The 23,544-nt window shown below is 50.5% G+C and carries 23 protein-coding genes; 12 read left to right on the top strand and 11 right to left on the bottom strand.

The window, feature by feature from the left end; translation table 11 throughout:
- Positions 1 to 79: 79 nt before the first annotated feature.
- Genes EBB_RS03790 through EBB_RS03775 form a run of 4 tightly spaced genes read left to right on the top strand, consistent with a single transcriptional unit; the run spans position 80 to position 3,222 of the window.
- Entirely contained in the window at positions 80 to 631 is a 552-nt protein-coding gene (locus EBB_RS03790; protein ID WP_192392539.1) for a DUF4365 domain-containing protein, read from the top strand.
- Complete coding sequence (locus EBB_RS03785) at positions 628 to 1,767, top strand: hypothetical protein (protein WP_192392538.1); 1,140 nt, start codon at positions 628 to 630, stop codon at positions 1,765 to 1,767. Before EBB_RS03790 ends, EBB_RS03785 begins: the two co-directional genes overlap by 4 nt.
- Before the next feature lie 26 nt (positions 1,768 to 1,793).
- The gene (locus EBB_RS03780; protein ID WP_192392537.1) at positions 1,794 to 2,021 is read left to right on the top strand and encodes an aspartyl protease family protein; all 228 of its coding nucleotides are present in this window, start codon (positions 1,794 to 1,796) and stop codon (positions 2,019 to 2,021) included.
- 37 nt (positions 2,022 to 2,058) lie between these two features.
- A complete protein-coding gene (locus tag EBB_RS03775) occupies positions 2,059 to 3,222 on the top strand; it encodes a TIGR03862 family flavoprotein (protein ID WP_229427530.1) in 1,164 nt (387 codons plus the stop codon).
- A gap of 381 nt (positions 3,223 to 3,603) precedes the next feature.
- On the opposite strand, the gene EBB_RS03770 is transcribed toward EBB_RS03775, so the two are convergent.
- Together EBB_RS03770 and EBB_RS03765 are read right to left on the bottom strand one after the other, a co-directional pair.
- A complete protein-coding gene (locus EBB_RS03770; protein ID WP_192392536.1) occupies positions 3,604 to 4,035 on the bottom strand; it encodes an integrase core domain-containing protein in 432 nt (143 codons plus the stop codon).
- A gap of 11 nt (positions 4,036 to 4,046) precedes the next feature.
- Entirely contained in the window at positions 4,047 to 5,003 is a 957-nt protein-coding gene (locus tag EBB_RS03765; RefSeq protein WP_192392535.1) for a DDE-type integrase/transposase/recombinase, read from the bottom strand.
- On the opposite strand from EBB_RS03765, the gene EBB_RS03760 reads away from it, so the two are divergent.
- The 8 genes from EBB_RS03760 (at position 4,980) to EBB_RS03725 (ending at position 11,703) form a co-directional block, all read left to right on the top strand.
- Positions 4,980 to 5,978, top strand: a complete 999-nt coding sequence (locus EBB_RS03760) for a site-specific integrase (RefSeq protein WP_192392534.1) — start codon at positions 4,980 to 4,982, stop codon at positions 5,976 to 5,978. The genes EBB_RS03765 and EBB_RS03760 overlap by 24 nt on opposite strands.
- A complete protein-coding gene (locus tag EBB_RS03755; protein WP_192392533.1) occupies positions 5,975 to 6,127 on the top strand; it encodes a hypothetical protein in 153 nt (50 codons plus the stop codon). Before EBB_RS03760 ends, EBB_RS03755 begins: the two co-directional genes overlap by 4 nt.
- A 99-nt stretch (positions 6,128 to 6,226) precedes the next feature.
- Positions 6,227 to 6,466, top strand: a complete 240-nt coding sequence (locus tag EBB_RS03750; protein ID WP_195880856.1) for a hypothetical protein — start codon at positions 6,227 to 6,229, stop codon at positions 6,464 to 6,466.
- Between the two features lie 3 nt (positions 6,467 to 6,469).
- On the top strand, positions 6,470 to 7,150 hold the full coding sequence (locus EBB_RS03745) for an Ea47 family protein (RefSeq protein ID WP_192392531.1): 681 nt from the start codon (positions 6,470 to 6,472) through the stop codon (positions 7,148 to 7,150).
- Positions 7,151 to 7,296: 146 nt separating this feature from the next.
- The gene (locus EBB_RS03740; protein ID WP_192392530.1) at positions 7,297 to 7,722 is read left to right on the top strand and encodes a hypothetical protein; all 426 of its coding nucleotides are present in this window, start codon (positions 7,297 to 7,299) and stop codon (positions 7,720 to 7,722) included.
- 125 nt (positions 7,723 to 7,847) lie between these two features.
- Positions 7,848 to 10,007, top strand: a complete 2,160-nt coding sequence (locus tag EBB_RS03735; RefSeq protein ID WP_192392529.1) for an ATP-binding protein — start codon at positions 7,848 to 7,850, stop codon at positions 10,005 to 10,007.
- Positions 10,007 to 11,407 (top strand): hypothetical protein, encoded by a 1,401-nt coding sequence (locus EBB_RS03730; protein ID WP_192392528.1) that lies wholly within the window; start codon positions 10,007 to 10,009, stop codon positions 11,405 to 11,407. The genes EBB_RS03735 and EBB_RS03730 overlap by 1 nt, the downstream gene beginning before the upstream one ends.
- Positions 11,404 to 11,703 (top strand): very short patch repair endonuclease, encoded by a 300-nt coding sequence (locus EBB_RS03725; RefSeq protein ID WP_223146796.1) that lies wholly within the window; start codon positions 11,404 to 11,406, stop codon positions 11,701 to 11,703. The genes EBB_RS03730 and EBB_RS03725 overlap by 4 nt, the downstream gene beginning before the upstream one ends.
- Positions 11,704 to 11,873: 170 nt before the next feature.
- On the opposite strand, the gene EBB_RS03720 is transcribed toward EBB_RS03725, so the two are convergent.
- The 9 genes from EBB_RS03720 to EBB_RS03685 form a co-directional block, all read right to left on the bottom strand.
- Positions 11,874 to 13,307, bottom strand: coding sequence for an HlyD family type I secretion periplasmic adaptor subunit (locus EBB_RS03720; protein ID WP_192392527.1), 1,434 nt, complete (start codon positions 13,305 to 13,307; stop codon positions 11,874 to 11,876).
- Positions 13,308 to 13,311: 4 nt separating this feature from the next.
- Positions 13,312 to 15,453, bottom strand: coding sequence for a type I secretion system permease/ATPase (locus tag EBB_RS03715; protein ID WP_192392526.1), 2,142 nt, complete (start codon positions 15,451 to 15,453; stop codon positions 13,312 to 13,314).
- Between the two features lie 146 nt (positions 15,454 to 15,599).
- Positions 15,600 to 19,265, bottom strand: a complete 3,666-nt coding sequence (locus tag EBB_RS03710; RefSeq protein WP_192392525.1) for an SPM autocatalytic domain-containing protein — start codon at positions 19,263 to 19,265, stop codon at positions 15,600 to 15,602.
- Between the two features lie 920 nt (positions 19,266 to 20,185).
- A complete protein-coding gene (locus EBB_RS03705; protein ID WP_192392524.1) occupies positions 20,186 to 20,692 on the bottom strand; it encodes a hypothetical protein in 507 nt (168 codons plus the stop codon).
- Between the two features lie 162 nt (positions 20,693 to 20,854).
- Positions 20,855 to 21,127 carry a hypothetical protein gene (locus EBB_RS03700; RefSeq protein ID WP_192392523.1) on the bottom strand — a complete coding sequence of 91 codons (273 nt, stop codon included), beginning with the start codon at positions 21,125 to 21,127 and terminating at the stop codon, positions 20,855 to 20,857.
- A 163-nt stretch (positions 21,128 to 21,290) separates the two neighbouring features.
- Positions 21,291 to 21,875, bottom strand: a complete 585-nt coding sequence (locus EBB_RS03695) for a hypothetical protein (protein ID WP_192392522.1) — start codon at positions 21,873 to 21,875, stop codon at positions 21,291 to 21,293.
- Between the two features lie 50 nt (positions 21,876 to 21,925).
- Complete coding sequence (locus tag EBB_RS25765; RefSeq protein ID WP_225587224.1) at positions 21,926 to 22,258, bottom strand: hypothetical protein; 333 nt, start codon at positions 22,256 to 22,258, stop codon at positions 21,926 to 21,928.
- 357 nt (positions 22,259 to 22,615) lie between these two features.
- Positions 22,616 to 22,861 (bottom strand): hypothetical protein, encoded by a 246-nt coding sequence (locus tag EBB_RS03690; protein WP_192392521.1) that lies wholly within the window; start codon positions 22,859 to 22,861, stop codon positions 22,616 to 22,618.
- Positions 22,862 to 23,515 carry a helix-turn-helix domain-containing protein gene (locus tag EBB_RS03685; RefSeq protein ID WP_192392520.1) on the bottom strand — a complete coding sequence of 218 codons (654 nt, stop codon included), beginning with the start codon at positions 23,513 to 23,515 and terminating at the stop codon, positions 22,862 to 22,864. It abuts the gene before it with no gap.
- Positions 23,516 to 23,544 lie beyond the last annotated feature (29 nt).

Raw genomic sequence — 23,544 nt, 5'->3', positions numbered from 1 at the left:
TGGGAATCGGTTGATCCGTTTTGTAACTATACTGAACAAGCACCGTCCACAGAGATCAATTTTTCAAAAGGGAAAATACGTGAGACCGCTCTCAACTAACGATATCGAAGCAGAATTGAGTTACGCCTATATTCACGCTGTAGCTTCCAAGGCGGGAGTTGGTTGCAAGCTCGGTTCCAGACATGATGATAATGCAGGTATAGACGCAGAACTGACAGGTTGGGGACCATTTCCTGGCGGAGGTTATCGGCAAGAAATTGATATTAAGGTTCAATTGAAGGCAACAGTAAAACAACCTATAGAATCCGAAGATAAATTTTGGTCTTATTCCCTAGCAGGTATTTCTCGTTACGATGACCTTCGTAGCGAAGCTATTTCGACACCTAGAATTTTAGTTGTGCTATTTCTACCTGAAAGTAGCAAAGAATGGCTTAGTCTGAATGAAGATGCCCTGACTTTAAGAAAATGTGCATATTGGGTAAGCTTGAGAGGAGCAAAACCATCTAACAATACCTCGGCCCAAACAATATATTTACCGAAAGCTAATCGCTTTGATCCTGAAGGACTAATGGCTTTAATGGCATCGCTTTCCCATAACAAAGTTCCCCAATACTCTGAGGTGATTAAATGAATCAAGAATCATTGATTTCGCCGACAGATTTACGGGATTTTACGAAATCGCTAGGCTGGGAGTTGTTGAAAGAAGGGCTTTCAGATCGATTATATGTATTGCGAAATCCTAAGTTCCCTAATCGGCAATTAACATTTCCAATGGATTTGGTGGCTCCAGATTATGCCGAGTCCACCCAACGAGTAATAGACAAGCTTAGCGAAATTCTGGACGAACACCCTAGATCAATTAGAACACGAGCATTAAATGTTCGTGAAGACTCTTTGCGGTTCCGAATATTTTCTGAGCAAAACGGGGACCGTTCTCTTCCGTTAAGCTTTACTACATCACTGGTTTCCGGCTTACAACAATTATTGAAGGCCTCAGCCTGCACCGTTATGCGGCCAAGAGCATATCACCCTCGCTTGGCGTTTACGGAAGCACAACAACTTATAGAAAAATCCAGATTTGGTCACACAGAGCCAGGTAGTTTCGTGCTCCAAGTTTCGTGTCCGATTCATGCTCTTGATATTCAAGGGGCTCTGCCAATGGGAGACGAAAGTGATTTACCGTTTGTCCGTCGAGTAACGCTTGCTTTAAAACGAGGCATGGAACAATTGATATTCGCAATCGAAGGGGACTCGCTGGATCAATTTGTAGAGTCATTGAAATCAACACCAACCCCCATTCTTTCCTCAAATCTTTGCGAAGCTTTAACACAGTTTTATGATGAAACCTTAGGTAACTCTCTTGATATAAGCTTTGACTGGTCGGCGTTAGAGCCGATTTCAGCAAAGGATTCAATAAACGGGACGTTACGATTTCAACGAGATTATTTTGGAAGAATTGAAGAGATTCGTCGTGAACTTCGCCCTAAGGAGGGTCACTCTATCGATACATTTATCGGAACCGTCGAACGTCTTTCCGGCGAAATTGGTGAGGGCGGGCATAGATCAGGCGAGGTCATACTAAATTTGCTGCTTCAAGAAGGTGAAAGTGTCAGGGCAAGAGTCTCTCTGGACCCTCAGCAATATCAGGAAGCAGACAAAGCACATATGACCGAAGGTGCTTATATTCGAGTATCTGGAAAGCTTCTACCCGGACGGCAACCAAGACAAATGACAGAACTCTCCTCTTTTGGTTTGATCCAATCTTGATCTATCATCGTTCGTGCTCATTCGATATGTGTATTAATAGTTCGGCTGTCATTCTCAAATTAACCAACCTCTTCAACTGCAAACAAGTCGATATTGATGCCTTGGTCGATACCGGCGCAACTTTCATGTGCGTTACCGAAGAAATCGCCTTGCAACTTGGCTTCCATATTACCGAGGTCAGCCGGCAGGTCGTGACCCTAGCAGGTGTTGATAGTCAATCCGCAACATCCGAACTATCCTGTAGCACTGGCTAAATAGCTACCGCAATATCCATTCCTACCTTTTAGATCCGTGATCCAATCAAAACATTCCGTCGCCATCATCGGCGCCGGCCCGGCCGGCTTGATGGCCGCCGAAGTGCTAAGCCAGGCCGGCTTGAGCGTCGCTGTGTATGACGCGATGCCCTCTGCCGGGCGTAAGTTTTTGATGGCCGGCAAAGGTGGATTAAACATTACCCATTCGGAACCGTTCGAGCCGTTTTTGTCTCGCTACGGCACACAACGTGCCGCACTGGAACCGATGCTGAACGCCTTTTCTCCGGAGGCCTTACGAACCTGGGTGCAAGGCTTGGGCATAGCAACCTTTGTCGGCACATCCGGCCGCGTGTTTCCAACGGAGATGAAGGCCGCACCGCTGCTGCGCGCCTGGTTGCATCGCTTGCGTTCGAACGGTGTGCACTTTCATATGCGCCACCGCTGGCTGGGTTGGGATGACGATGGGGCGTTGCGTCTGAGCAATCCGGAAGGCGAAATTTCGGTCAAGCCACAGGCAACCGTGTTGGCCCTGGGCGGTGCCAGCTGGCCGCAACTGGGGTCGGATGGCGCTTGGGTGACTTGGTTGCAGGCGCGCGGTGTGGAAATTGCACCCTTGCAAAGCGCTAATTGCGGATTTGAAGTAGCGTGGAGTGCGCATCTGCGCGAGAAGTTTGCCGGCGCGCCGCTCAAATCGGTAGCGCTGACCTTTACCGACACGCAGGGCTATACCGAACGCAGACTAGGCGAAATGGTGATTAGCGCGCACGGCGTGGAAGGCAGCCTGATTTACGCGTTTTCGCGGCGGCTGCGCGAATATCTGCATGTTCACGGCAATGCTACCTTCACGGTTGACCTACTGCCCGGACGCGATGAAGAACGGGTGCTGGCCGAAATCAGCCGCCCTCGGGGTTCCCGGTCCTTATCCAGCCATTTACAGAGTCGGGTTGGCATTTCCGGCGTCAAAGCGGCCTTACTGCATGAGGTGCTCAGTAAAGCGCAATTTGCTGATGCAGCCATTCTGGCGAGGACTATCAAAGCTTTACCCATCACCGTCCATGCCACCCGGCCCATCGCCGAGGCGATCAGCAGCGCCGGCGGCGTGAGCTTTACCAGCGTTGATCAAAATCTTATGCTTACCGCGTTACCCGGCGTATTTGTCGCCGGCGAGATGCTGGTTATGGATGTCCTTGTTTTTTGTTAAATGACGCTTATGTTTTCCGTTTTTTATGCTATTGTTAAACTTATGGTAACCCGTCATTAGTGTTAAATGTCTTATTTCATTTTTTGGGCAGATCCACTCGAAATTGCAAAGCGAGGGTATGGGCGTGTCGCTCACGTTCCTTGTATCTTTGATTCGAATTGGAAATACCACCGTGAAAGCTCCACGTACCTGATCGAACGAGCAACGTGCACGTGGCCTGACTCCAAAGAAAGTCATTTGAAGCGATACCCCACGAAGCAAAGCCTTCAAGGCTATGCTGAGTCGCTGACCAATTTTCTGGAGTGGATGGAAGTGCGCTTGGTGGACTGGCGGACAGCCAGCGGAAAATTTCAAGCTAGTTGTCGCCTCACGGTGAAAATCTTAAGCAGCTATTTTCTCCTGGTTATTAATCTCCTGGGTGGTTTTGTTTTGGGGTTCGGCATGATCGGGATTTAATTTCACGGTATGGACTCTGTTCCAATTCCGAGTGTTTTGGCACCATCGTCGCGGATTTTGGCGGCGGGCGTCTTCATAGAGCGATTTGCGTTGATTCAATAGCGCCTCGTCCAATCCAGCATGGCGTTGGGCCGGCGTCACAAAGCCAATGGCGCTATGTCGGTGTTCGTGGTTATACCAATGCACCAAGTCAGCTACCCACTGCCGGGCGCGGGTGAGATCAGCAAACGGTTTCAACGGGTATGGCGGCCGATATTTCAAGGTTTTGAACAGCGATTCCGAAAACGGATTGTCGTTACTCACCGCCGGGCGACTCAGCGAGGGCATGACGCCGAGCTGTTGCAGTGTGGTCAACATGGTGGCACCTTTCACTTGTGCCCTGTGGGTATGGGGCTACCGTTATCGGAATGTAGGGTGACTTGCCCAGGTTGTAGGTGTTGGCGCTCAACAATATCCCGCAACAGCTCACTAGCATAGTGGCTGCTTTCTTCTTCAAACACCTGCCATCCGACGATCTGACGACTGAAAATATCGAGGAATAGGTAGAGGTAGTAGAACTGGCCTTTGATGGCCGTCGGCAGATAGGTAATATCCCAGCTGTAAAGCTGATTGGGCGCGGTGGCGCTCAAGGCCTTGGGCTTGGTGCGCGACTGACTAGGGCGTTCACTGCGGCGGTGTTTCAGTTGCTGGGCGGCTTTCAGGATGCGGTAGAACGTCGATTCGGACGCCAGATAAATACCTTGGTCGGCTAGGCGTGGGACAATCTGACTCGGCGGACAATCCGCAAACTCAGCGGAATTGGCCACCGCCAAGACTTCGGCGCGCTCAGATTCCGTTAGCGCGTGCGTCGGTGAGTATTGACGCTGCGATCGTCGATCTTCAGCCTGGGTTTCACCGACTTGCCAGCGCTGCAAGGTGCGCGAACTCAGACCCAGTACGGCACAGGCTTGGTCTTGGCGGGCACCGGCGGTTATCGCTTCGGTAGTAGCATCAATCAGATTTTGGCGCTGTTGCACAGAGGTCATTCGACCTCTCCCCCAACAGCGCCCGGACCTTTTCTTGTGCCCTGTGGGTATTTGCAGGATCAGCAAGGCAGCGGCTTCAGCCAGGGCTTTGTCCTTACGGTTCAGTTCGCGCTCCAGACGTTGATTCTCGGCTTTCAGGCCGCGCAGCATCAGACTGTCATAGCCACCTGAACGCGGTCGAGCGGCAGCGCAAAAATCGCTTCGCCACTGGACGAGTTGATGCGCAAATAGCCCGCGTTGCCGACACCAAGCATTCAGCGCCTCACCGGTCAAGCCATGGCTTTCATGGAGTGCCAGCAAGCGTTCTTCCGGGCGCCAATCTTGGGGGCGTTTGGCTGGTTTGGGTTTCGGGGTAAGGATCGCGATTGGCCTTTACCGGATATAGCGCTTGAGACTATTAAGCAGCAGGAAGAATTACGAGAAGTTTTCAAAGAGATTGGTGTCTGGAGCGGCGATCCGAAAGATGACGAGCCTAACCTTTCGAATTCCCTATGGATTTCGTATGGAACACTAAGCGAATTGGATTCGACTTCAGTGAGTGCGGGCTTACGCGTATTGGTCCAAAGTCTTGGCTTATCGGCCAATCCGGACGACCAATACCTTAGTACACACCGTTTCAGGAAGACAATTGCCCGCCTCGTTGCACTCGCTGTTACCGGCGCACCTAAGGTTCTCATGGATCTGTTTGGACACAAGACCATCGAGATGACTCTATATTACATTCTGACTGATCCAGATATTGCAGCTGAAGCGAAACAAATTAGCGAAGAGATGGTCATCATGCGCGCAATCACGGCCATAGAGAACATTGACGACTATGGTGGTAGGGTGACCAAGACCATTAAGCACATGGTGGACCAAAGACGCTTTAGGTTTGGTAAGGACCTTGGTGCTGAGGATATTCGTGAACTGGCCGAAATTCTGACTATGAATGGTCAGTCTTGGGAAATGGTGCGACCCGGAGTGATCTGTACGAAACTGCCCGGAAGTTATGGTGAATATGCCAAGAAAGTGGGGCACCCCGAGCCCTCTCACTGTGGGTCTGGTTGTGACCATCGCCTGGAAGAAGATTTTTTACGCCAGGATGTCGATGGAGCCATTGCCGATTCGATCAAGTACTATCAAGCCGAGCGGGATGCCGGTAACGGTCTGATGCAGGACTTCTGGTCTGGGCAGGTTCTGAGCCACCTGAAACGATTTGATGACTTACGGGAAAAATGGTCTGCTAACTCATCCATCCAGGAAATCTTGCGTCATGAGGAGAAGCCGGAATGACTGAAACCATTCCAACCGGTCTGCTTGAGCATGCAAAACAGCGCTCGCAGGTAGTCATCAAGAAACTGCGAGATGCGCAGAAGGTGATCGAAGCAGAGATTGACGTTAATGAAGGAATATATCCCTACAATGGCGGCAAACTAAGCTAGGCTGAGTTGTGCCGCCGGGCTAAGATCAGCCAAGTTACTCTGTCCACGCCTGTTCATCGGGATACCACCCTGAAAATGGTTAATGAATGGCTCACTCGTATGCAAAGCGCTTCGATAACGGGACGCAAGAGCGTGCGTCGGGCAGTCACGGATCGCGCGGAGGAATGGAAGCGTCATCATTCGGCCATCGCGGAAAACTACCGCCTTGCCGAGCTTGAAATGCTCGACATGCGAAGAGAACTTAAGAAGTTGCGCGATGATAATGACGCGTTGCGGGCGCTTTTGGAGAAGACAAATGCTGCGAAAGTCATCGCACTCCCAAAGAAGATAAAGGATTGATAGATGGGACGGTCATTTGGTCTTGTCGATTACAAGATCCAAGAAGCTGAGTACTTCTTGGATCAATTACTGTGTGCAGGAAAACGACTGAATTTCATGGAGGTACAGTTTGTTGGTTCCGCGTTTGTCACTGCCCTTAGAAGCGTCACCTTTGCGATGCAAGCGTCGTTGAAGGGCACAACGCAGTTTGATGATTGGTACTCCCTGAAACAAGCGAAACTACGAAACGATCCTCTTGCAAAGTTTTTCCATGACTTCCGGACCGTGACAAACCATATCGGAGCCAATTTGGTCGGCGGTGGGCTAAACGACAGGAATGGCACGAAATATTTTTTCCTACCATGTCATGATCTTCCCAATGTTCCAGACCTAGATGTTGCTACGGCATGCCAAATGCAATTTATCTCTGTCTTGGAACTGGTCTTCGAATGTTACATTCAGTTTGCGACCTTGATCAATGGACAACACTACTTCACGGAGGAACATTTTCACGTGCAAGGCAAGACAGCTGAAGATGCCGAGGAGGAGCTTGGTTACCCGCGAGGTTGGACAAAACTTGGGCTTCCTGTGGATGCAGAATGGCGATGGAAAGTATTACGTAAATCAGCCGACGGTTGTCTGATAGCGCATCAATTTGAACGATGGCTTAACAAATCGCCGCCCCATCCAGATGATATGCAATGATCCAAACCTATCTAATACGCGACTATACGTGTATTTTCGGCAAAGTTTTCGTCTATCATTGGTGTTTTGCCCTAAGCAATAGAGTTAGGGATTTCATAGAATCCTGATTATCGCTGAACTGATTCACATTGAATTGGATGTCCAAAATGATCAACAATGGAAGTTATAAACAGTTTGACCGAAGTACACTAACAGACAATGAACTAGTTGGATTCCGAATCGGAGTTGATAAGGAGCTGGCCCGCAGGGGCATAAATTTCATAGTAGGCGAATTTGGCGAAAAAATCGCAATTGAGTTTTTCAATTCAACTCCAAAATTGCCAAATCTTATGGCGGCCGCAACAGATGAAAAAAATATTGATGCCCTTTCACGAGATGGCGATCAGTACTCTATCAAAACGCAAATGAAAGCAAAAAAATCCAGCACGATATACCCAGATGCAGAGCATCCTGACAAGCAGTTATTTGAGTATTTACTGCTAGTAAAGTTATCCACGGATTATGAACTAATAAATTTATTTCGCTTTTCATGGGGGCATTTGTTCAGGCCTGTGCATGGTATAAGCGGATGAATGCTTGGTATATTCCAGTCAGTAATAAAAGACTTGTTTTTTCTGAAAAACTATTCCCATATTAAATTTCTTGCGACGATAAGCAATGATAAATCCTGTAACCATTAATAAATTGGTTAAATTAAATGCAGAATAATAGGCATTTTAAAGCGCGCGCCCACCTTTTGAAGCTATTGGGAGACCAGTTGATTGGCAATGATCGTCTCGCCATATTTGAGCTTGTGAAAAATGCTTATGACGCAAATGCCACTGAAGTAAACGTCTTACTGGATCTTGAATCCAATCCCCCCAAAATTAGGATACAAGACAATGGTTTTGGCATGGATATAGAAACCATTGAAAACAAATGGCTAGAGTTAGGAACTAACAGCAAGCGAGGTGACAATAGAAAACCGACGCCCCCTCCATTTGAACGATTACCACTTGGCGAAAAAGGAGTCGGACGATTAGCAGTTCATAAACTTGGAACAAAACTGAAATTGATTACAAGATCAGAGGGAAACCAGGAATACTCGATAAATGTGGATTGGCCAGAACTGATAAAGTCATCCGAGTACATTAACGATGCAAGTGTAGACATTGTCGCAAATGTATCTCCCGTAGAATACCTTAATAATACTGGAACTTTGCTTGAAGTGACTGGCCTTCATCAAATCGACTGGACCAGAAGAGACGTACGCGCTCTTGCAAAACTTATTAAAAGCTTGGTCTCACCATTTCAGTCCGTCTACGATTTCAAAGTCACTCTAAAGGTACCAGGGCGTGAATCATGGTTATCCGATTTGCCAGATGTTGAAGATATACTTGATCGTGCCATCTGGAGTTTTGAATTCGAAATAAACAACGATGGCGAATTCTCTTGGTCTTATAAATTTAATCCCCCTTTTAAATTCAAAAGCATCGGCAAAAGAAGTCTGGATAAAAAAGACTTTCTTGAGTTAAGTCCTTCACCTTATCTTCATGAGGAAAGTGATCAAAAACACCTGTCAGATAATCTTATCCTTTCCTCAGACATGTTATCTGGTATTGGCCCTATAAAAGGAAAGTGCTATTTTTATTATTTAAGGAAGGAAGTATTAGGTGCCGATGGAAATTATGCGTATATAAAAGATTACCTTAACGATCAGACAGGTATAAGGATATACAGGGATGGCATACGAGTTTTCAATTATGGTGAGCCAGGAGATGATTGGCTTGGTCTTAATTTGCGTAGAATAAATAAACCGACAGAAATGTTTGGTCCTAATTCTATAATTTCAGGCATAAGCTTAAATTTGCGAGAAAGTTTTGATGTCGCCAATGGTGTTGATCACCTGCAAGAAAAAACGAACAGGGAAGGATTTGATGAAAACGGAGCATATAAACGATTTAGATGGATTGTAAGCAGCATTTTTGATAAGTTTTTCAATCTTCACAGGACGGATCGAGAGGAAATTGACAGATATCTTGGAGACATTCGAGACGTTAAAAAACCATCTCCTGATGCAACTTTCGAGAAACTCATTAATGAAGTAAATGGCGAAATCAAAAAGCATGGTCTTGAGAAAGAAATTGGAAATAAAATTGATTATATAAATTCAGAGTACCTAAGAATGAGAGAGGTGGCTCTCAATACTGGAAAAGGGCTTAATCTTTCAATCATATTTCATGAAGTTGAAAGAGAGATTTTTTCACTTAACACGGCTATAAAAAATCAAGCGACAAGAGATGTTTTGATTCAAATATCAGAACACTTGGTTAGTCTGTTAGAAGGCTTTCAACCACTATTAAGAAGAAATGAACAAAAAACTTTTGAAATTTCAAAAGTCATACAAAATACCGTTTCTCCTATGCAACGAAGGCTTCAGTATCACAAAATTATTTTAAGCACCCCTATACTGACAAAGGAAGATATTGATTTCACAATAACAGCACCCTATGGACTTGTAATGTCAGGAATTCAAAACATTATTGAAAATGCGATGTATTGGAGTCGCTTGCAAGCCGAAAAAAACAGCACTCATAGCCCTGCAATTGGAATATTCACACTTGTTGATTGTTTTGAAGAAGGCCCAGCAATCGTGATTGCCGATAATGGGCCTGGATTTTCTTTGAATCCTGAGGATGCCATTAAACCATTTGTGACAGATCGTCCAGGAGGACAGGGGCTTGGTCTCTATTTTGTCAATTTGGTTATGGAAAACATAGGTGGAAGATTGTTGTTTATGACGCCTGATGAACTTGAGTTGCCATCTGCTTATGCTGGAGCAGCAGTAGTACTGTTGTTTAAAACTAGGAAAAAATAATGTTCAGAACGCCTATTATATTGATTGATGATAATCAGGAATATCTCGACACACTTAATCGTGCATTTGCTCTATCAGGTCAACCATGTTTGCCTATACGATTTGATGGTGATGATCCTGATAATACAACTGGTGTTGATCACGTTAATGCAAACACTAAACACGCACGGGTTATCGCAATAGATATAAATCTAAGAGAAGCTCAAAATACTCAAGATGCAAGGCAATTGTACCCAACAATAGAGAAAGTTTTAGAAAAGTTAAATCCGATAGGCCCCTACTATTTGATATTTTGGTCGAAATATAAAGAACTGCCCGAAGAGATTTTTAATTTGCTTTCCCAGCGATCGAAAGATGTAATTACGGCACCAATTGGATGGAGCTTCCTTGATAAAACTGACTTTTCAGAAAATGACATTAACAAATTAAAAGACAAACTAAGCCAAGTAATAGGAGAAGTAAAAGTATTTAAGTTATTACATGAATGGGAAAGCAGGACAATTCATGCCGCGTCAGACACCCTTTCAGAACTTTATAGAATTGCAGCTTCGCGACACGATAAAGGATGGAAAATAGACGAAACCCGAGAGAAATTGATCAATTTATTGACCCATATTGCACATGCATCGATTGGACATCAGAATGCAAAGGATGCACCAAACCATTCTATCGAGACGGGATTAATGCCTATTCTTGAGGACAATCTACTCAGTATGGCAAGTGAATTAGATGTTGCAAGATTAAATAATGATTGGAAATCTTGCCTAAATAACCTCGGAGATAGAAAAAATCTTTCAACTTTAGAACTGGATGATATTTCTAATTTGAATACATTTTACAACGTTGCTGAACTGAATGAAGGCTTTTCAAAACTTAAGCGCGGTGTTTTTGTCAGGCTATCTGAAACGATTAATACTAATGATCAGAAATTTAAAGGTCAGTTTGGAAGAAGTCATAAGGCATTAATGACGGAAGAGTTTCTATTTAATAATAATGTTGGTGGAAAAATCAATGGACCGAGCTACAGAGAAAAAGCTCGTCAAGCAACTATACTTGGTTGGCTTGAGATTGGTGCCGCATGTGATCATGCTCAACGAAAGAATCGACTTCATAAATATGTTCTTGCAGCATTAGTACCTTCAAAATACTTAAAACTGGTATCCGACTCCAAAACCAAAAGAACTAAAGCCCACGAAGGAATTTATCGCTCTCCTATATTTCGTTACAAAGATAAAAACTACGTTCTTTTGGTGTCTTTCAGATATGTTGCTGGATTGCATGAGAATAGTGAGGTTTTGGACATTCCCATGTTTAGACTTAAAGAACAGATTATCAATGAAATAGCATTTGCCTGGGGCAATCATTCAATCAGACCCGGGATTACCTCATTTTCTGAATGAGCGATGTTTTATCCAAACGCCAGCGTAGCTTTTGCATGTCCCGCATTCGGGATAAAAACACAAAGCCGGAGCTTGCGCTTCGTAAGGCACTATGGAATGCGGGATTACGATACCGATTAAAAAGTGATTTACTTGGTCGGCCGGATTTGTACTTCCCTGGGAGACGGTTGGTGATTTTTGTGGATGGTTGTTTCTGGCATGGTTGTCCTGAGCATTGCCAGATGCCCGTGGAAAATCGTGCATTCTGGGAAGAGAAATTGTTAAAAACAGAGCCCGAGATCAAGAAGTTAATTTAATGCTAATACAGCAAGGTTGGAAAGTACTTCGCTTTTGGGAGCATGAGTGCGTATTCCGATAAAAACCGCCACCCATTCCGACTTCAAAACCACCAGGGATTCCGATACCAAAACAGCCGGTGGAGCCGATGATTAAGTTAGCTGTTGAGCTAAGGCAGAGCCATTCAACCTTACCGCTCCCGCAAACTTTCTCCCACATGTTCGATCAGTGGGCTTAGGAAATATTCAATCACCCTACGCTGGCCGGTCTTGACTTCCACCGTCACCGCCATGCCCGGCGTCAGGTTGACGGTTTTGTTCTCAACTTGCATCGTGGTGCGCGGCAGTTTGACGCGGGATGAGTAAATCAAACCGCGCTTCTCATCGTTGATGGCGTCGCTGGACACATGCGTCACTTCGCCGTGCAGGGTGCCGTATTTGGTGTAAGGGAAGGTTTCGATTTTAATTTCGGCTTCCTGGCCGGGATTCACAAAGCCAATGTCTTTGTTTTCGACGAACGCTTCGATTTCCATGGTTTGGTCGGCAGGGACTACGATCAGCAGCGGTTGCGCCGGGGTGACCACGCCGCCGACGGTGTGAATCGCCAGTTGCTGGACGATGCCGTCCACCGGTGCGGTCAGAGTCAACAATTGGCCGCGCTGGCGGGCCTTGATGCCGGCCTGGGTATAGGTTTCGATTTTCTGTTCGCTGTCGTGCAGCCGGTCCAATGCGGTGCGGCGAGCGGCGGCTAACAGTTCGCTTTGTTGTTTGGCGGCTTCCTGAATCGCCGCGCTGAGTTCCTGTTGCTTTTCCCGTTGCGTGGCCAACTCGCCTTCCTGTTCGATGCGGGCCTGTTCGCGCTCCAAATAGTTGTGGCTGGAGACGAATTTCTTGGCTTGTAGTTGTTGATAATCCTCGGCCAAGCGGCGGGCAATCGGTGCGGACTGCGCCAGTTTAGCCACTGTGGCCTGTACCGAACGCAAAGCCGCTTGGCGGCTGGATTTATCCGCTTCCAGGCGTTCCAGTTTACTGGTCAGTTCCTGCCATTCGCCATCCAGCAGGCGTTGTTCGTGTTGGACTTGCTCAGAAGGCATCGCGTCCGGCGCCTGGAGTCGCGGCTTTAGCGGTTTACCGTTTTGCAAAGCAGCCAGGCTCTGCAAAAAGGCGCTATCGCGGGCTGCCGTCAGTTGCGCGGTGCGCAAATCGTTGGCGATGCTGGCGGTATCGGCATCGGCGGCGGTTGCATCCAGTTCGATCAGCACATCGCCGGCTTTAACTGCTTGGCCGTCGTTGACGTGGATGGCTTTGACCGTGGCGGTTTCCAAGGGCTGAATAGTCTTGACCCTGTCGTTGGGGACGATCTTGCCCTGGGCGGTAGCGACGATGTCGATCCGGCCGAAACCGGCCCACAGCACTGCCAACAGGGCAAAGCCAATCAAACACCAGATCGCCACGCGCGGTGCCGGGGAAACCGGGGTTTCCTGCAAAGCCAGTGCGGCGGGCAGAAAAGCGCTTTCGTGCGCCAAACGGGGCACACTGTCCAGTTCCGCGCGCCTTGACCAGGCGTGTCGAAAGGCTTGTCGGTAGCGGTGTAACAGTTCTAGGCTTACTTGAAGTTTCAACATCGTATTATCCCATCTGCAGCCGATGCAGCCGGCTGTAATGGCCCAACTCGTGGGTCAACAATTCACTATGACTGCCGGCCTCAACGACCTGGCCGCGCTCCATGACGATAATACGGTTGGCATCGCGTACCGCGCTCAAGCGGTGGGCGATGATGATGACGGTTCTACCTTGGCAAATGGCTTTCATATTGTTCTGGATGATGCGCTCGGATTCGTAGTCCAGCGCACTGGTGGCTTCGTCGAAGATCAGGATACGCGGATTGCTGATCAAGGCCCGGGCGATGGCGATGCGCTGGCGTTGGCCGCCGGATAGGGTCGAGCCGTGCTCACCGACCATGGTGTCGTAGGCTTCCGGCAGTTCTAGGATAAAGTCGTGGGCGCCGGCCAGTTTGGCGGCAGCAATAATTTGCGGCAAGGGTGCGCCGGGATCGGTCAAGGCAATGTTGTCGCGAATGCTACGGTTGAACAGCACGTTTTCCTGCAATACCACGCCGATCTGCCGGCGCAGGGACGAGACGTCGGCCAGCGCCAAATCCATGCCGTCCACCAACACCCGCCCGCGTTCGGGGACATACAGGCGTTGTACGAGCTTGGTTAGGGTACTCTTGCCGGAACCGGAGCGGCCGACGATGCCGATCACTTCGCCGGCCGCGATGTCCAGACTGATACCTTTCAGCACTTCCGAGCCGTCCGGGTTATAGCGGAACACCACTTGGTCGAACTCGATTTTGCCTTGAATCGGCGGCAAACTGCTCTTGTTGCCAGCCGTCTCGCCACGGCTATTGAGGATGTCGCCCAGGCGCTGCATGGAGATGCCGGTCTGTTGAAAATCGGTCCACAGCTGCGACAACCGCATCACCGGTTGCGCCACATGGCCGGCCAGCATGTTGAAGGCGATCAACTGGCCGACACTGAGTTCGCCATCAATGACCAGACGGGCGCCCAGCCACATGGTGGCGACGGTGACCAGTTTACCGATCAAGGTGACGCCGGCATTGGCGAACAGGCCGACGCTGGCGGTACGAAAGCCGGCCGAGACATAGCCGGCCAGTTGCTTGTCCCAATGCCGGGTCAATTGCGGCTCCACTGCCATGGCTTTGACCGTACCGATGCCGGAAATCGCTTCCACCAGAAAAGCCTGGTTCTCGGCGCCGCGATTGAATTTCTCGTGCAAGCGGCCGCGCAATAGCGGGGTGTACAATACCGACAGCAAGACATAACACGGTAAAGACACCAAGACGATCAAGGTCAGGTCCACGCTGTAATAGGCCATCACCGCCAGAAACACCACCGAGAACAACAAGTCCAGCAGCACCGTCACCGCATTGCCGGTCAGAAAAGCCCGAATGTTTTCCAATTCGCGCACCCGAGCCACCGAATCACCAACCCGGCGGGCTTCGAAGTAGGCCATCGGCAGATTCAACAAGTGCCGAAACAACCGAGCCCCCAGCTCGACATCGATCCGGCTGGTGGTGTGGGCGAACACATAACCGCGCAAGCCGGTCAGCAGCACTTCGAACAAGGTCACTACCAACAGGCCGAGGGCGATCACGTCCAGCGTGGTAAAACCTCTATGCACCAGGACCTTGTCCATCACCACCTGAAAGAACAAAGGCGTGACCAAGGCAAACAACTGCAACACGAAACTGACCAGCAACACTTCCAGTAACAGCTTGCGGTATTTGACGATGGCCGGGATAAACCAGGTGAAATCGAATTTGCCCAGCTCGGCGGCCAGCGAGGCGCGCGAGGTAAACAAGATCAGGGCGCCGGACCAACGCTCGGCGAAAGCTTCTAACGGCATTTGTTCCGGGCGAGCGGCAGCCGGGTCGTGAATCAACACTTGGCCGATATCGACGCGGGCTAGCACAAAAAAGGTCCCGTCGCCTGAAACCGCTACCGCCGGCAGCGGCGTCTTGTCCAAGCGGGCCAATGAAGTCTTAACCCGTTTGGCCTGCAAGCCTAGCGTTTTGGCGGCCAGCAGAATATCGTCACAAGCCAATAGCTGGCCACTAGGCCGAAACTGGTGAGCCAGTTGATCCGGATCGACGGCAACGCCGTGCAGACGGGCCAGCATCGCCAAGCAGGCCAGGCCGGTGTCGAGGGTAGCGGTGGGAGCACCGCTAGCAGGAGAGTAATTTGTCATTGCACGCAAAAACTGCTTGAAAGGAAAAGGAGAGTAAAAATATTAAATGGTAGAGACCCGGAGCACCAAACCAAGGCCAAAGCCGCATCGAGTCAGACTGGCCGACTCGCGCGGCTTTGGCGTTTAGCCGGTAACTCGAAGGTCCTTTAATGCCAGTTAGCCGCAATCACCGGTGCCAGTGCCGTCTGGTAATTAGTCGGCAAAGTGGTTTGACCGGCGGCCGGCGGCGCGAACGCGGCCATCGCCGACACTAGGTTTTCCACTTGGCTATCCAGCAGGGTCAACGCACCGTCGGTGGTTTTGAACTGCTCGACGTGGTTGGCCGTGCCGGCATACCAGTCTTTCAACACCAATTTGTCTGAGGTACCGATAATACTGGCTTCCAGATTGTTGCCGACATGCTGGAACCAGAGCTGGTCGGCGGTGATGCCCGACAGGAATTGCGCGATGTCGGTGTTACCCGCCGTCGCATCGTTCTCCACTACTGTATCCGCAGCGTAACCCCGGCCCAAGACGTAGGTGTCGTTGCCGGTGCCGCCGGTTAGGGTATCCGCGCCGCCTAGACCGTCCAGGGTATCGGCACCCGCATTGCCTGCCAAACTATTGGCAATGTTATTACCTTTTAATAAATTATTCGAGGCATTGCCTGTCACATTGGTAGCGGTAGAGCCGATCAACGTTAGGTTCTCTACGTTGGCAACATTATTTAAATTGTAATCAATGCTACTAATGACAGTATCTGTCCCGGCCCCCGCACCTTCGGTAACAATATCTCCAGCATTGTCAACCACATAAGTATCGTTACCCAAACCACCTATTAAAGTATCTATACCAAGCCCGCCATCCAAATAGTCGTCACCCGCTCCGGCGTTGACGGTGTCATTGCCCAGGCCGCCGTTGATCCGATCGGTCTCGGCACCGCTCAAAACGTTGTCGTTGCCGTCGGTGCCGGCCATGTCGACCCCTTTGGTGTTCAACAACGCCGTGGCACTCATGACCGTGCCGTCGGCAAACTGGAAGCTGTCCACCTGATAGGGGAAATTGCCGTAACTGCCGTCAAACACATACCAATCCTTGAAGGTCAATCGATCACCTTGACCCAGGCCCATGATCAGATCATTGCCGACCTGGGTAAAACTCATGTCTGCCGTCGCAATGCCGGCGCCGAATATCAGCTTGTCGCCGGCGCCACCCCAGAAACCCGTCTCAGGACCAGTGCCGCTTTCCTGAATCGTGTCGGCACCGTCGCCCCGGTTGAAAAGATAGGTGTCGGCATGGTAGCCGCCGTACAAGGTGTCGTTGCCCAAGCCACCGGCCAGGGTGTCGTAGCCGTTGCCGCCGCTTAATATGTCGTCGCCGGCACCGCCCAATAGGGTATCCTCGCTGTCGCCGCCGTTCAGAGTGTCGTTGCCGTCACCGCCTTCCAGGCGGTCGTTGCCGGCATCGCCGTTCAGCACATCGATGCCCTGACCACCCAACAACACGTCGTTACCGTTGCCGCCACTGAGGGTATCGTCGCCCCCATCGCCGTCCACGGTATCGTTACCGTCCTGGCCGTTCAACACGTCGTTGCCGGCACCGCCGTTCACGGTGTCGTCACCGGCGCCGGCGTTCACGGTATCGTTACCCAGCCCGGTAGCGATCCGGTCGATCTCGGCACCGCTCAAAACGTTGTCGTTGCCGTCGGTGCCGGCCATGTCGACGCCTTTGGTGTTCAACAACGCCGTGGCACTCATGACCGTGCCGTCGGCAAACTGGAAGCTGTCCACCTGATAGGGGAAATTGCCGTAACTGCCGTCAAACACATACCAATCCTTGAAGGTCAATCGATCACCTTGACCCAGGCCCATGATCAGATCATTGCCGACCTGGGTAAAACTCATGTCTGCCGTCGCAATGCCGGCGCCGAATATCAGCTTGTCGCCGGCGCCACCCCAGAAACCCGTCTCAGGACCAGTGCCGCTTTCCTGAATCGTGTCGGCACCGTCGCCCCGGTTGAAAAGATAGGTGTCGGCATGGTAGCCGCCGTACAAGGTGTCGTTGCCCAAGCCACCGGCCAGGGTGTCGTAGCCGTTGCCGCCGCTTAATATGTCGTCGCCGGCACCGCCCAATAGGGTATCCTCGCTGTCGCCGCCGCTAAGATTATCATCCCCATTCGCCCCATAAATCGTATCGTTGCCGGTCCCGCCTGAAATGGTGTTGTTGCCGGCATCGCCCACGACAGTGTCGTCGCTACTTGTACCGTCGAATTTCACCCCCACCAACACCAACTCACTGCGCAGTTCCGGTGTCATCGGGTAGGTGTTAACGTATTCAACCAGTTTTTCCCAGCCCTGCCAGCCGCTATCTTTAAGCGAGTCTTTGGTCATGATGGTAAATTCCGCAAGGTCTGCGGCTGCGCTGCCCGGGTTTAGCGCGGCGCGGCGATCAAATTCCGCATTCACTTCGGTAAAATCCAAGGCAATGCCATTTTCGTTTACGCGCAACGAAATCAAATCCAACAACGGTTTCACCCGTGTCTGTAACACTAGGCTTTGATAAACCGAGTTTTTCAACGCTTCATAACTGCTTTGCAACAAATCCTGAGTGACGCTCCATAAGTTGATAGTCGCTGCCGTCGTGCCGGCCGGTACGGTGTTGAAGGTGCGGCCGTTGAAGTGTTCCAGGACGGTCAGTTTGTCGGCCCAGGCGTTGTAGGCAGCGCTGCCGGCGGCGGCGAAGTCGGTTAGCAATTGCGCCAGTACCGGCGACAGGGTGGCGGCTTCGCGCAGACTGCGGACTTGGCCGGCGCCTTGCATATCGGGCAGTGCTTCGAAGCCGGTGGTGTTCAGGTGGTCGCTGAATTGGCTGTGGAAGGTGTCCTGGATCAGGTTGATGTCGCCCAGGTCGCCGCTGACCTCGCCCAGAGCTCCGCTGCTGCCGTCGGTTTTGACGTAGCTGCCCAGGTCGGCCAGCTGGTTGCCGTTGGCGACGACTTGGCTGTGCTCGGTGCTGCCGACGTTTATGGCGGCGATGTTTTGGCTGCCCAGCGTGAACAGTTCGTTGGCTTGGCTGATGCCGTCCTGGTTCAGGTCGCGCCACAGGCGCAGGTTGGCGAATTGGGCGTCATTGGCATCGACTTTGCCGTCCAGGTTGGCGTCCAGGTCGCGCAAGGCGTCGAAGCCGTCGGCGGCCAGTTGGCCGTTGCTTTTGAGCATCGCATCGCCGAACAGCTCGCGGCCGCTGTCGATGGTGCCGTTGGCGTTTTTATCCAAAACCAGGAAGGCGTCGTCGGCTTTGACCCAACCGGTCGCGGTCTTGACGCCGTCGGCGTCGTGGTCGAAGTAGATAGGATTGGCGGTGTTGACGCCGGCGGTTTCCAGGCCATCGCCGTCCAGGTCGAAGACCAAGGGATCGCGGCGCACGGGTGGGGTGGCGACGGTGGCGGAGGTGAAGAGGTTGGCGATGCTATCCCATAAAACAGGAACAAGTTTGGCTGCCTCATAGGCACCATATACTGCCAAGGCACCGCCTACAAAAGCGCCGAGAGGTATGCCCAAAATAGCACCTATTGCCGTGGCTGCCAGCTGGGCGCCTCCGAACATTGCTGCTCCTTTGGCAAATTCCACCAGTCCATTGGTAACGATTTGTTTTGCTTGCTCATGGTCTCCCGCTTTCTCAGCCGCACTGGCTTTGGAACCTATTAGCATTAAGCCCATAACCAAGCCTGCGGCGTTTGCGCGGCTGAGCGATTTGCTCGCTTCTGCGGCGCGGCCTAAATCACCAACCGCTTCGAATGCGGAAACTCGTTGCTGCTCGTAACCCCTGATCATTTGGTTACCAGTTACCGCATTGCGCAACGAGTCGATCTCCGCCGTCGTTTCTGGTACCTTGAGAGTATCAGCGTATTCTATTTTGTATCCTGGAGCCGAAGTCAGTTCGTAACCCACTCCTGTCATGCCAGAATTGTTGAAATATTCCCGTGTTCCAACCCCGGCCAGTTTGTTTTCGGAATCGAATTGAAGTTGTAAGTTTCTTGCTTGGATAGAGGACTCGTGATTAACGTAGTCTAAGACGATTTTATTAGCATCCGCCTGCGTAGCTGTTGCTCCCGTCGCCAAAATGTCAGTTCTCATCTGTCTCAGGTCTTCGACTGGAATACCGTTGATATGAGTAACATCAGGATGCGCTAATAGAGTAGGAAACTCTGTCTGGGCCCAAACGTTGTCAGGTGCGCCTTTAGGCGTTAATGTAAGAACATTACCCTTGGCGTTCGCTAGCATGAACTCTTTCGACACAAAATCGTTGAGTGCTAAAACTTCCCCAACGCCATAACGACTGCGAACGCCATCGGTATTCATTGCTCCGTTGAATAGAGCATCGCGAATTGAACGATCACCAACAGCATTTAAAACCGAATCTTTTAACTCGGACGAATTCAGTAGTTTTCCCGGGTCAATATCGCTGATATAAACAAATTTGCCATCGCTATTTGCTGATATTGCCGCCGCCACTTGCCATCCCGGTGCATTAGCGTTACCTATTGCCCCAGAATAAGGAAGAGCATTTGCTCCCGGCTTACTTGAAAGAGTAAAACTCATCTCGCTAACTTTAGCCTGGAGATCAGTTGAGAATTTTTCAACTTCTGTCGCAGTCAGCTGATGGTCAACGGACAAATTGTTGTTTGTTCTCCAAGCATCAACAAAATCAATTACATTCTGAATAGTGGTCGTCATGATGAATCTTTCCTTGATTACGCAAATTTGGGGGTGGGTAACTGAATATGTACGGCTTTAACAACGTCACGCCTATGGCCGCTTCCCAACGCATCTAGACCTTCTTGAATCAACTGCAGTACCGTACTACTTTCAACTTCGAGTATTTTGGGGCATCGGATTTCCGTGACTCGCCACCACTCTTCCGTCCCAGTTTTAAAATTGCCAGTGCCTTTGTTATAAGCCTCTATTTTTACTACAGTTCCTTTCCAAATGAGCGTTAGAAACAGCGGCGGCACATCATAGCCATCGGCACCTTGGCCTTCCAACACAATCAACACGGCTTCGTTTTCATGATCAATGGTCCATTTTCTAGGCACGGGAACAGGCTCTCTGGAAAACTCAGATTGAAAATTAAAACTTGCAAACCAAGCTTTATCTTGCTCGGTCAAGGTCTCGTTCACAAAAGCCATGTTATTCTCCTGATTGTCTTGATGACTCGGTAAGTAAGGTTGTTTAAAGTTAAAAATCATTGTGGTATTCATGCTGCTAACCTCCAACTTGTATCATTTGCCGCTGATACGGCCAGTAAGGTATTGAACGTGTGGCCGTTGAAGCGTTCCAGCAGCGAGATTATGTTTTCCGACGCTTGTGGTCCGGCCGCAGGCAGGCCATTGACCGTCAAGGCGTGGCCGGCATAGGCGCCGTTAAAGGTGGAGGGCTGCAGCGGGTTCCGACCAAGCCTTCAGGATAGGATCGACCTGGGCTTGCTGGGCGTCGCGGGTCGTGGCTGCGGCGAGATCGGTCAGGCGTTGCGCCAGATTGACGCCTCCCAGCTTTTCGCCGGCCGCTCCCGGCATTATGCCGATAACGATTGGGTTCAGGTTTCGCCATTGGTGCGGGCCGGCGAATGCGGGCCGATGCCGTAAGTGGTGGTTGCGTAGCCAGGCGGAACTTCCCCTGTGGTTTATCGATTCCATTCGTTCTATTTGGTTAGTCGCTGAAATAGGTGGCTTGCCCGTTGATGTCATGATTTTTCGATCACGCTAATAATCATTGGCGTTAGCGTATTATCGCAATTCGTTTTTCGATCATAATTGTCCTAAAGTCCAACCTGCGGCTGGATTCGGCTGTTCACTTTGTTTAGATCGCCGTTGGCTTGCCGTTAAACCCGGTCGGCTTAATCACACCGGCGCGTTTCAGCACGTACCACGGCTCCAGATAGAGCTTGCCTAGCGGCCAGGCCATCATCATCCAATATCCGCAAATGAATAGGTATCCTGCCATTTGTTTCCAGGCGGGAACGATGGCGATGGGGTAAGTAATTTGAAACAACATGGAGGAGCAAACCAGGCTCACGACGATCAATTGCAGCCATCCTGCCATGAATATCAGTTGACTGGGCGCTAGCTTGGCTTCCTTGGCGCTGATTTTCAACAAGCCTGAGTAGCGTAGCCAGCGGATTTGCTGATCCGTGAAATCGTAGTGCCGGCGAATAGCAATGACCTGTTCGCGGATGATGGTCGGTGGTGCAAACCCGAAACGGCACTTGAATAGCTTAGGATTATCCAGTGCTCTGCGGTCAAGCTCCGCCGTTGGTGTCCACGCCAACAGCAATTTGAGGGAGCTTGCCACTAAATACTCGTAGTAGTCGCGGCTGGCGTTGCGTTGAATGCCGCCGAAATTGAGTTGGGTGCTGTTGTGGTTTTGATCTGGTTGTCTGTTCATGACGTCGTCCTCTCCGATGGTATTGAGACCTTATTTTTGAGCCCTTTTAGTCATGGGGTGTTTGGGTTTCGAAATGAGCTTGGGCTGCAACGGGCTGGTTGCGTCGACGGGACGCCGGCTTGTTTGGCGATGTACCAGGACGCGATGTAGAGCTTGTTAAGCATCCAGGCTATGATCAGCCAGAATCCGCAGAGCAGCACCAGAGCTTGTAGCTGTTTCGGCGTAGGCGGAAGCGAATAACCCACGAGGTATAACATTGCCACGCAGTAGAGGCTGAGCATCCAGACCTGCGCCCAGCCGACGACCAACGCCCGCCGACTGGGCGCCAGTTTGACTTCTTCGGGGGTGATCTTTAAGGTGCCCGATACACGGAATCCGCGCATTTGTTTGTCGGTAAAGTCGTAACGACTCTGGATCGCCAGAATCTGCCGCCGAATGGTTCGAGACGTTTCGAAACCAAACCAAACCGGTATTTGAACATTCTCGAGTTATCCAACGCTATTCGATCAAGAGCGCCAGCATTTTTCGGTAAAGCTGAAATGGGTCCCATCCGATTTCAGCGCGAAAAATTTGCTGGCAGTTCATGCCTGCGGCGGCCCCGATTCGTCCGCGTCACCTCGTTCCGATCCAACAAGGGGTCGAAACTTAGGCTCTCGCATGACTTGACGCCGTGTCGCGATGCCTTGCAGGTTTTCTCCGCTTCGCTGCGAAAACCCGCCCGGCGCTACGGCTATCGGGGACTAAAAATCTTCACTCCGCTGACGCTCCGTTTCCAAGATTTTCAGCGCAAGCTGGGCTTTTGGGGCGCACGTCAGCAGGGTTTTAATCGAACTTATGGCAATGAGTTCGTAGTAATCTCGGCCGGCATTGCGTTGAATGCCATCAATGTTGAGGTGAGTGCCGGTTTGGTTGTTGTTTGGGTTTGGGTTGGCGTTTTGCTCCTGCTCCTGGTTCATCGCTTGGTCATCTCCGGCGGTTTCGAGCACTTATTTTTCGTAGTAGTCACGGCCGGAGTTACGTTGCGAACCGCCAAAATTGATTTGAATCGGAGCGCTGGGTGTATTGGCAAACGCGGCCCGTTTGTCGTGCGGCTTTTGAGCTTCGAAGTGGGCTTGGGCGGAGGCGAGCAGGTTGCGCCGACGGAATGCGGGGTCGTGGTACCAGAGATGGCTGTTGTAGAGTTCCGCCGCCAAATTGAGGTCGCTGTGGGGCGCGATGCGTTCCAGAAAGTCATTTAAAGCAGGATCGGCCAGAGCCTCTTGTATGTGCCCGGCTTGGCAAAGCAGTAGCAGCGCTTTGGCGGTTGGGTCATTATCCACGACCGCCGAGCGAGCGACGGCGATATAGAGCTCGATGTTCCTCAGTAAATCCAGATCGATATCGTTACGCCCAAACATCGTACCTTCGCCGGTGAGCAGCCAATCGATTGAGGCGCCGAAAACACTACGAATGCCGTAGAGAAAGTCCGTACCCGGTTTTTTTCGGCCTTTGATCACGTCGCTTAAAAAACCCGGAGAGATGCGGATTTGCCGGGCAAATTCTGCTTGGCTAAGCGCAGTTTGCACAATCAGTTGATTCAGTCGCGCCGGGAAGCCATCAAGGCCGAGGCTGGAGTTTTGGGGGAGGGCATGCTCAATCATTCTCTTTTGTATTGCAAATTGTCTCTATT

The organism is Methylomonas fluvii (genome assembly GCF_014850975.1).
In the GTDB taxonomy this organism is placed as follows: Bacteria; Pseudomonadota; Gammaproteobacteria; order Methylococcales; family Methylomonadaceae; genus Methylomonas; species Methylomonas fluvii.
This window is presented reverse-complemented; position numbering and strand designations above follow the sequence as displayed.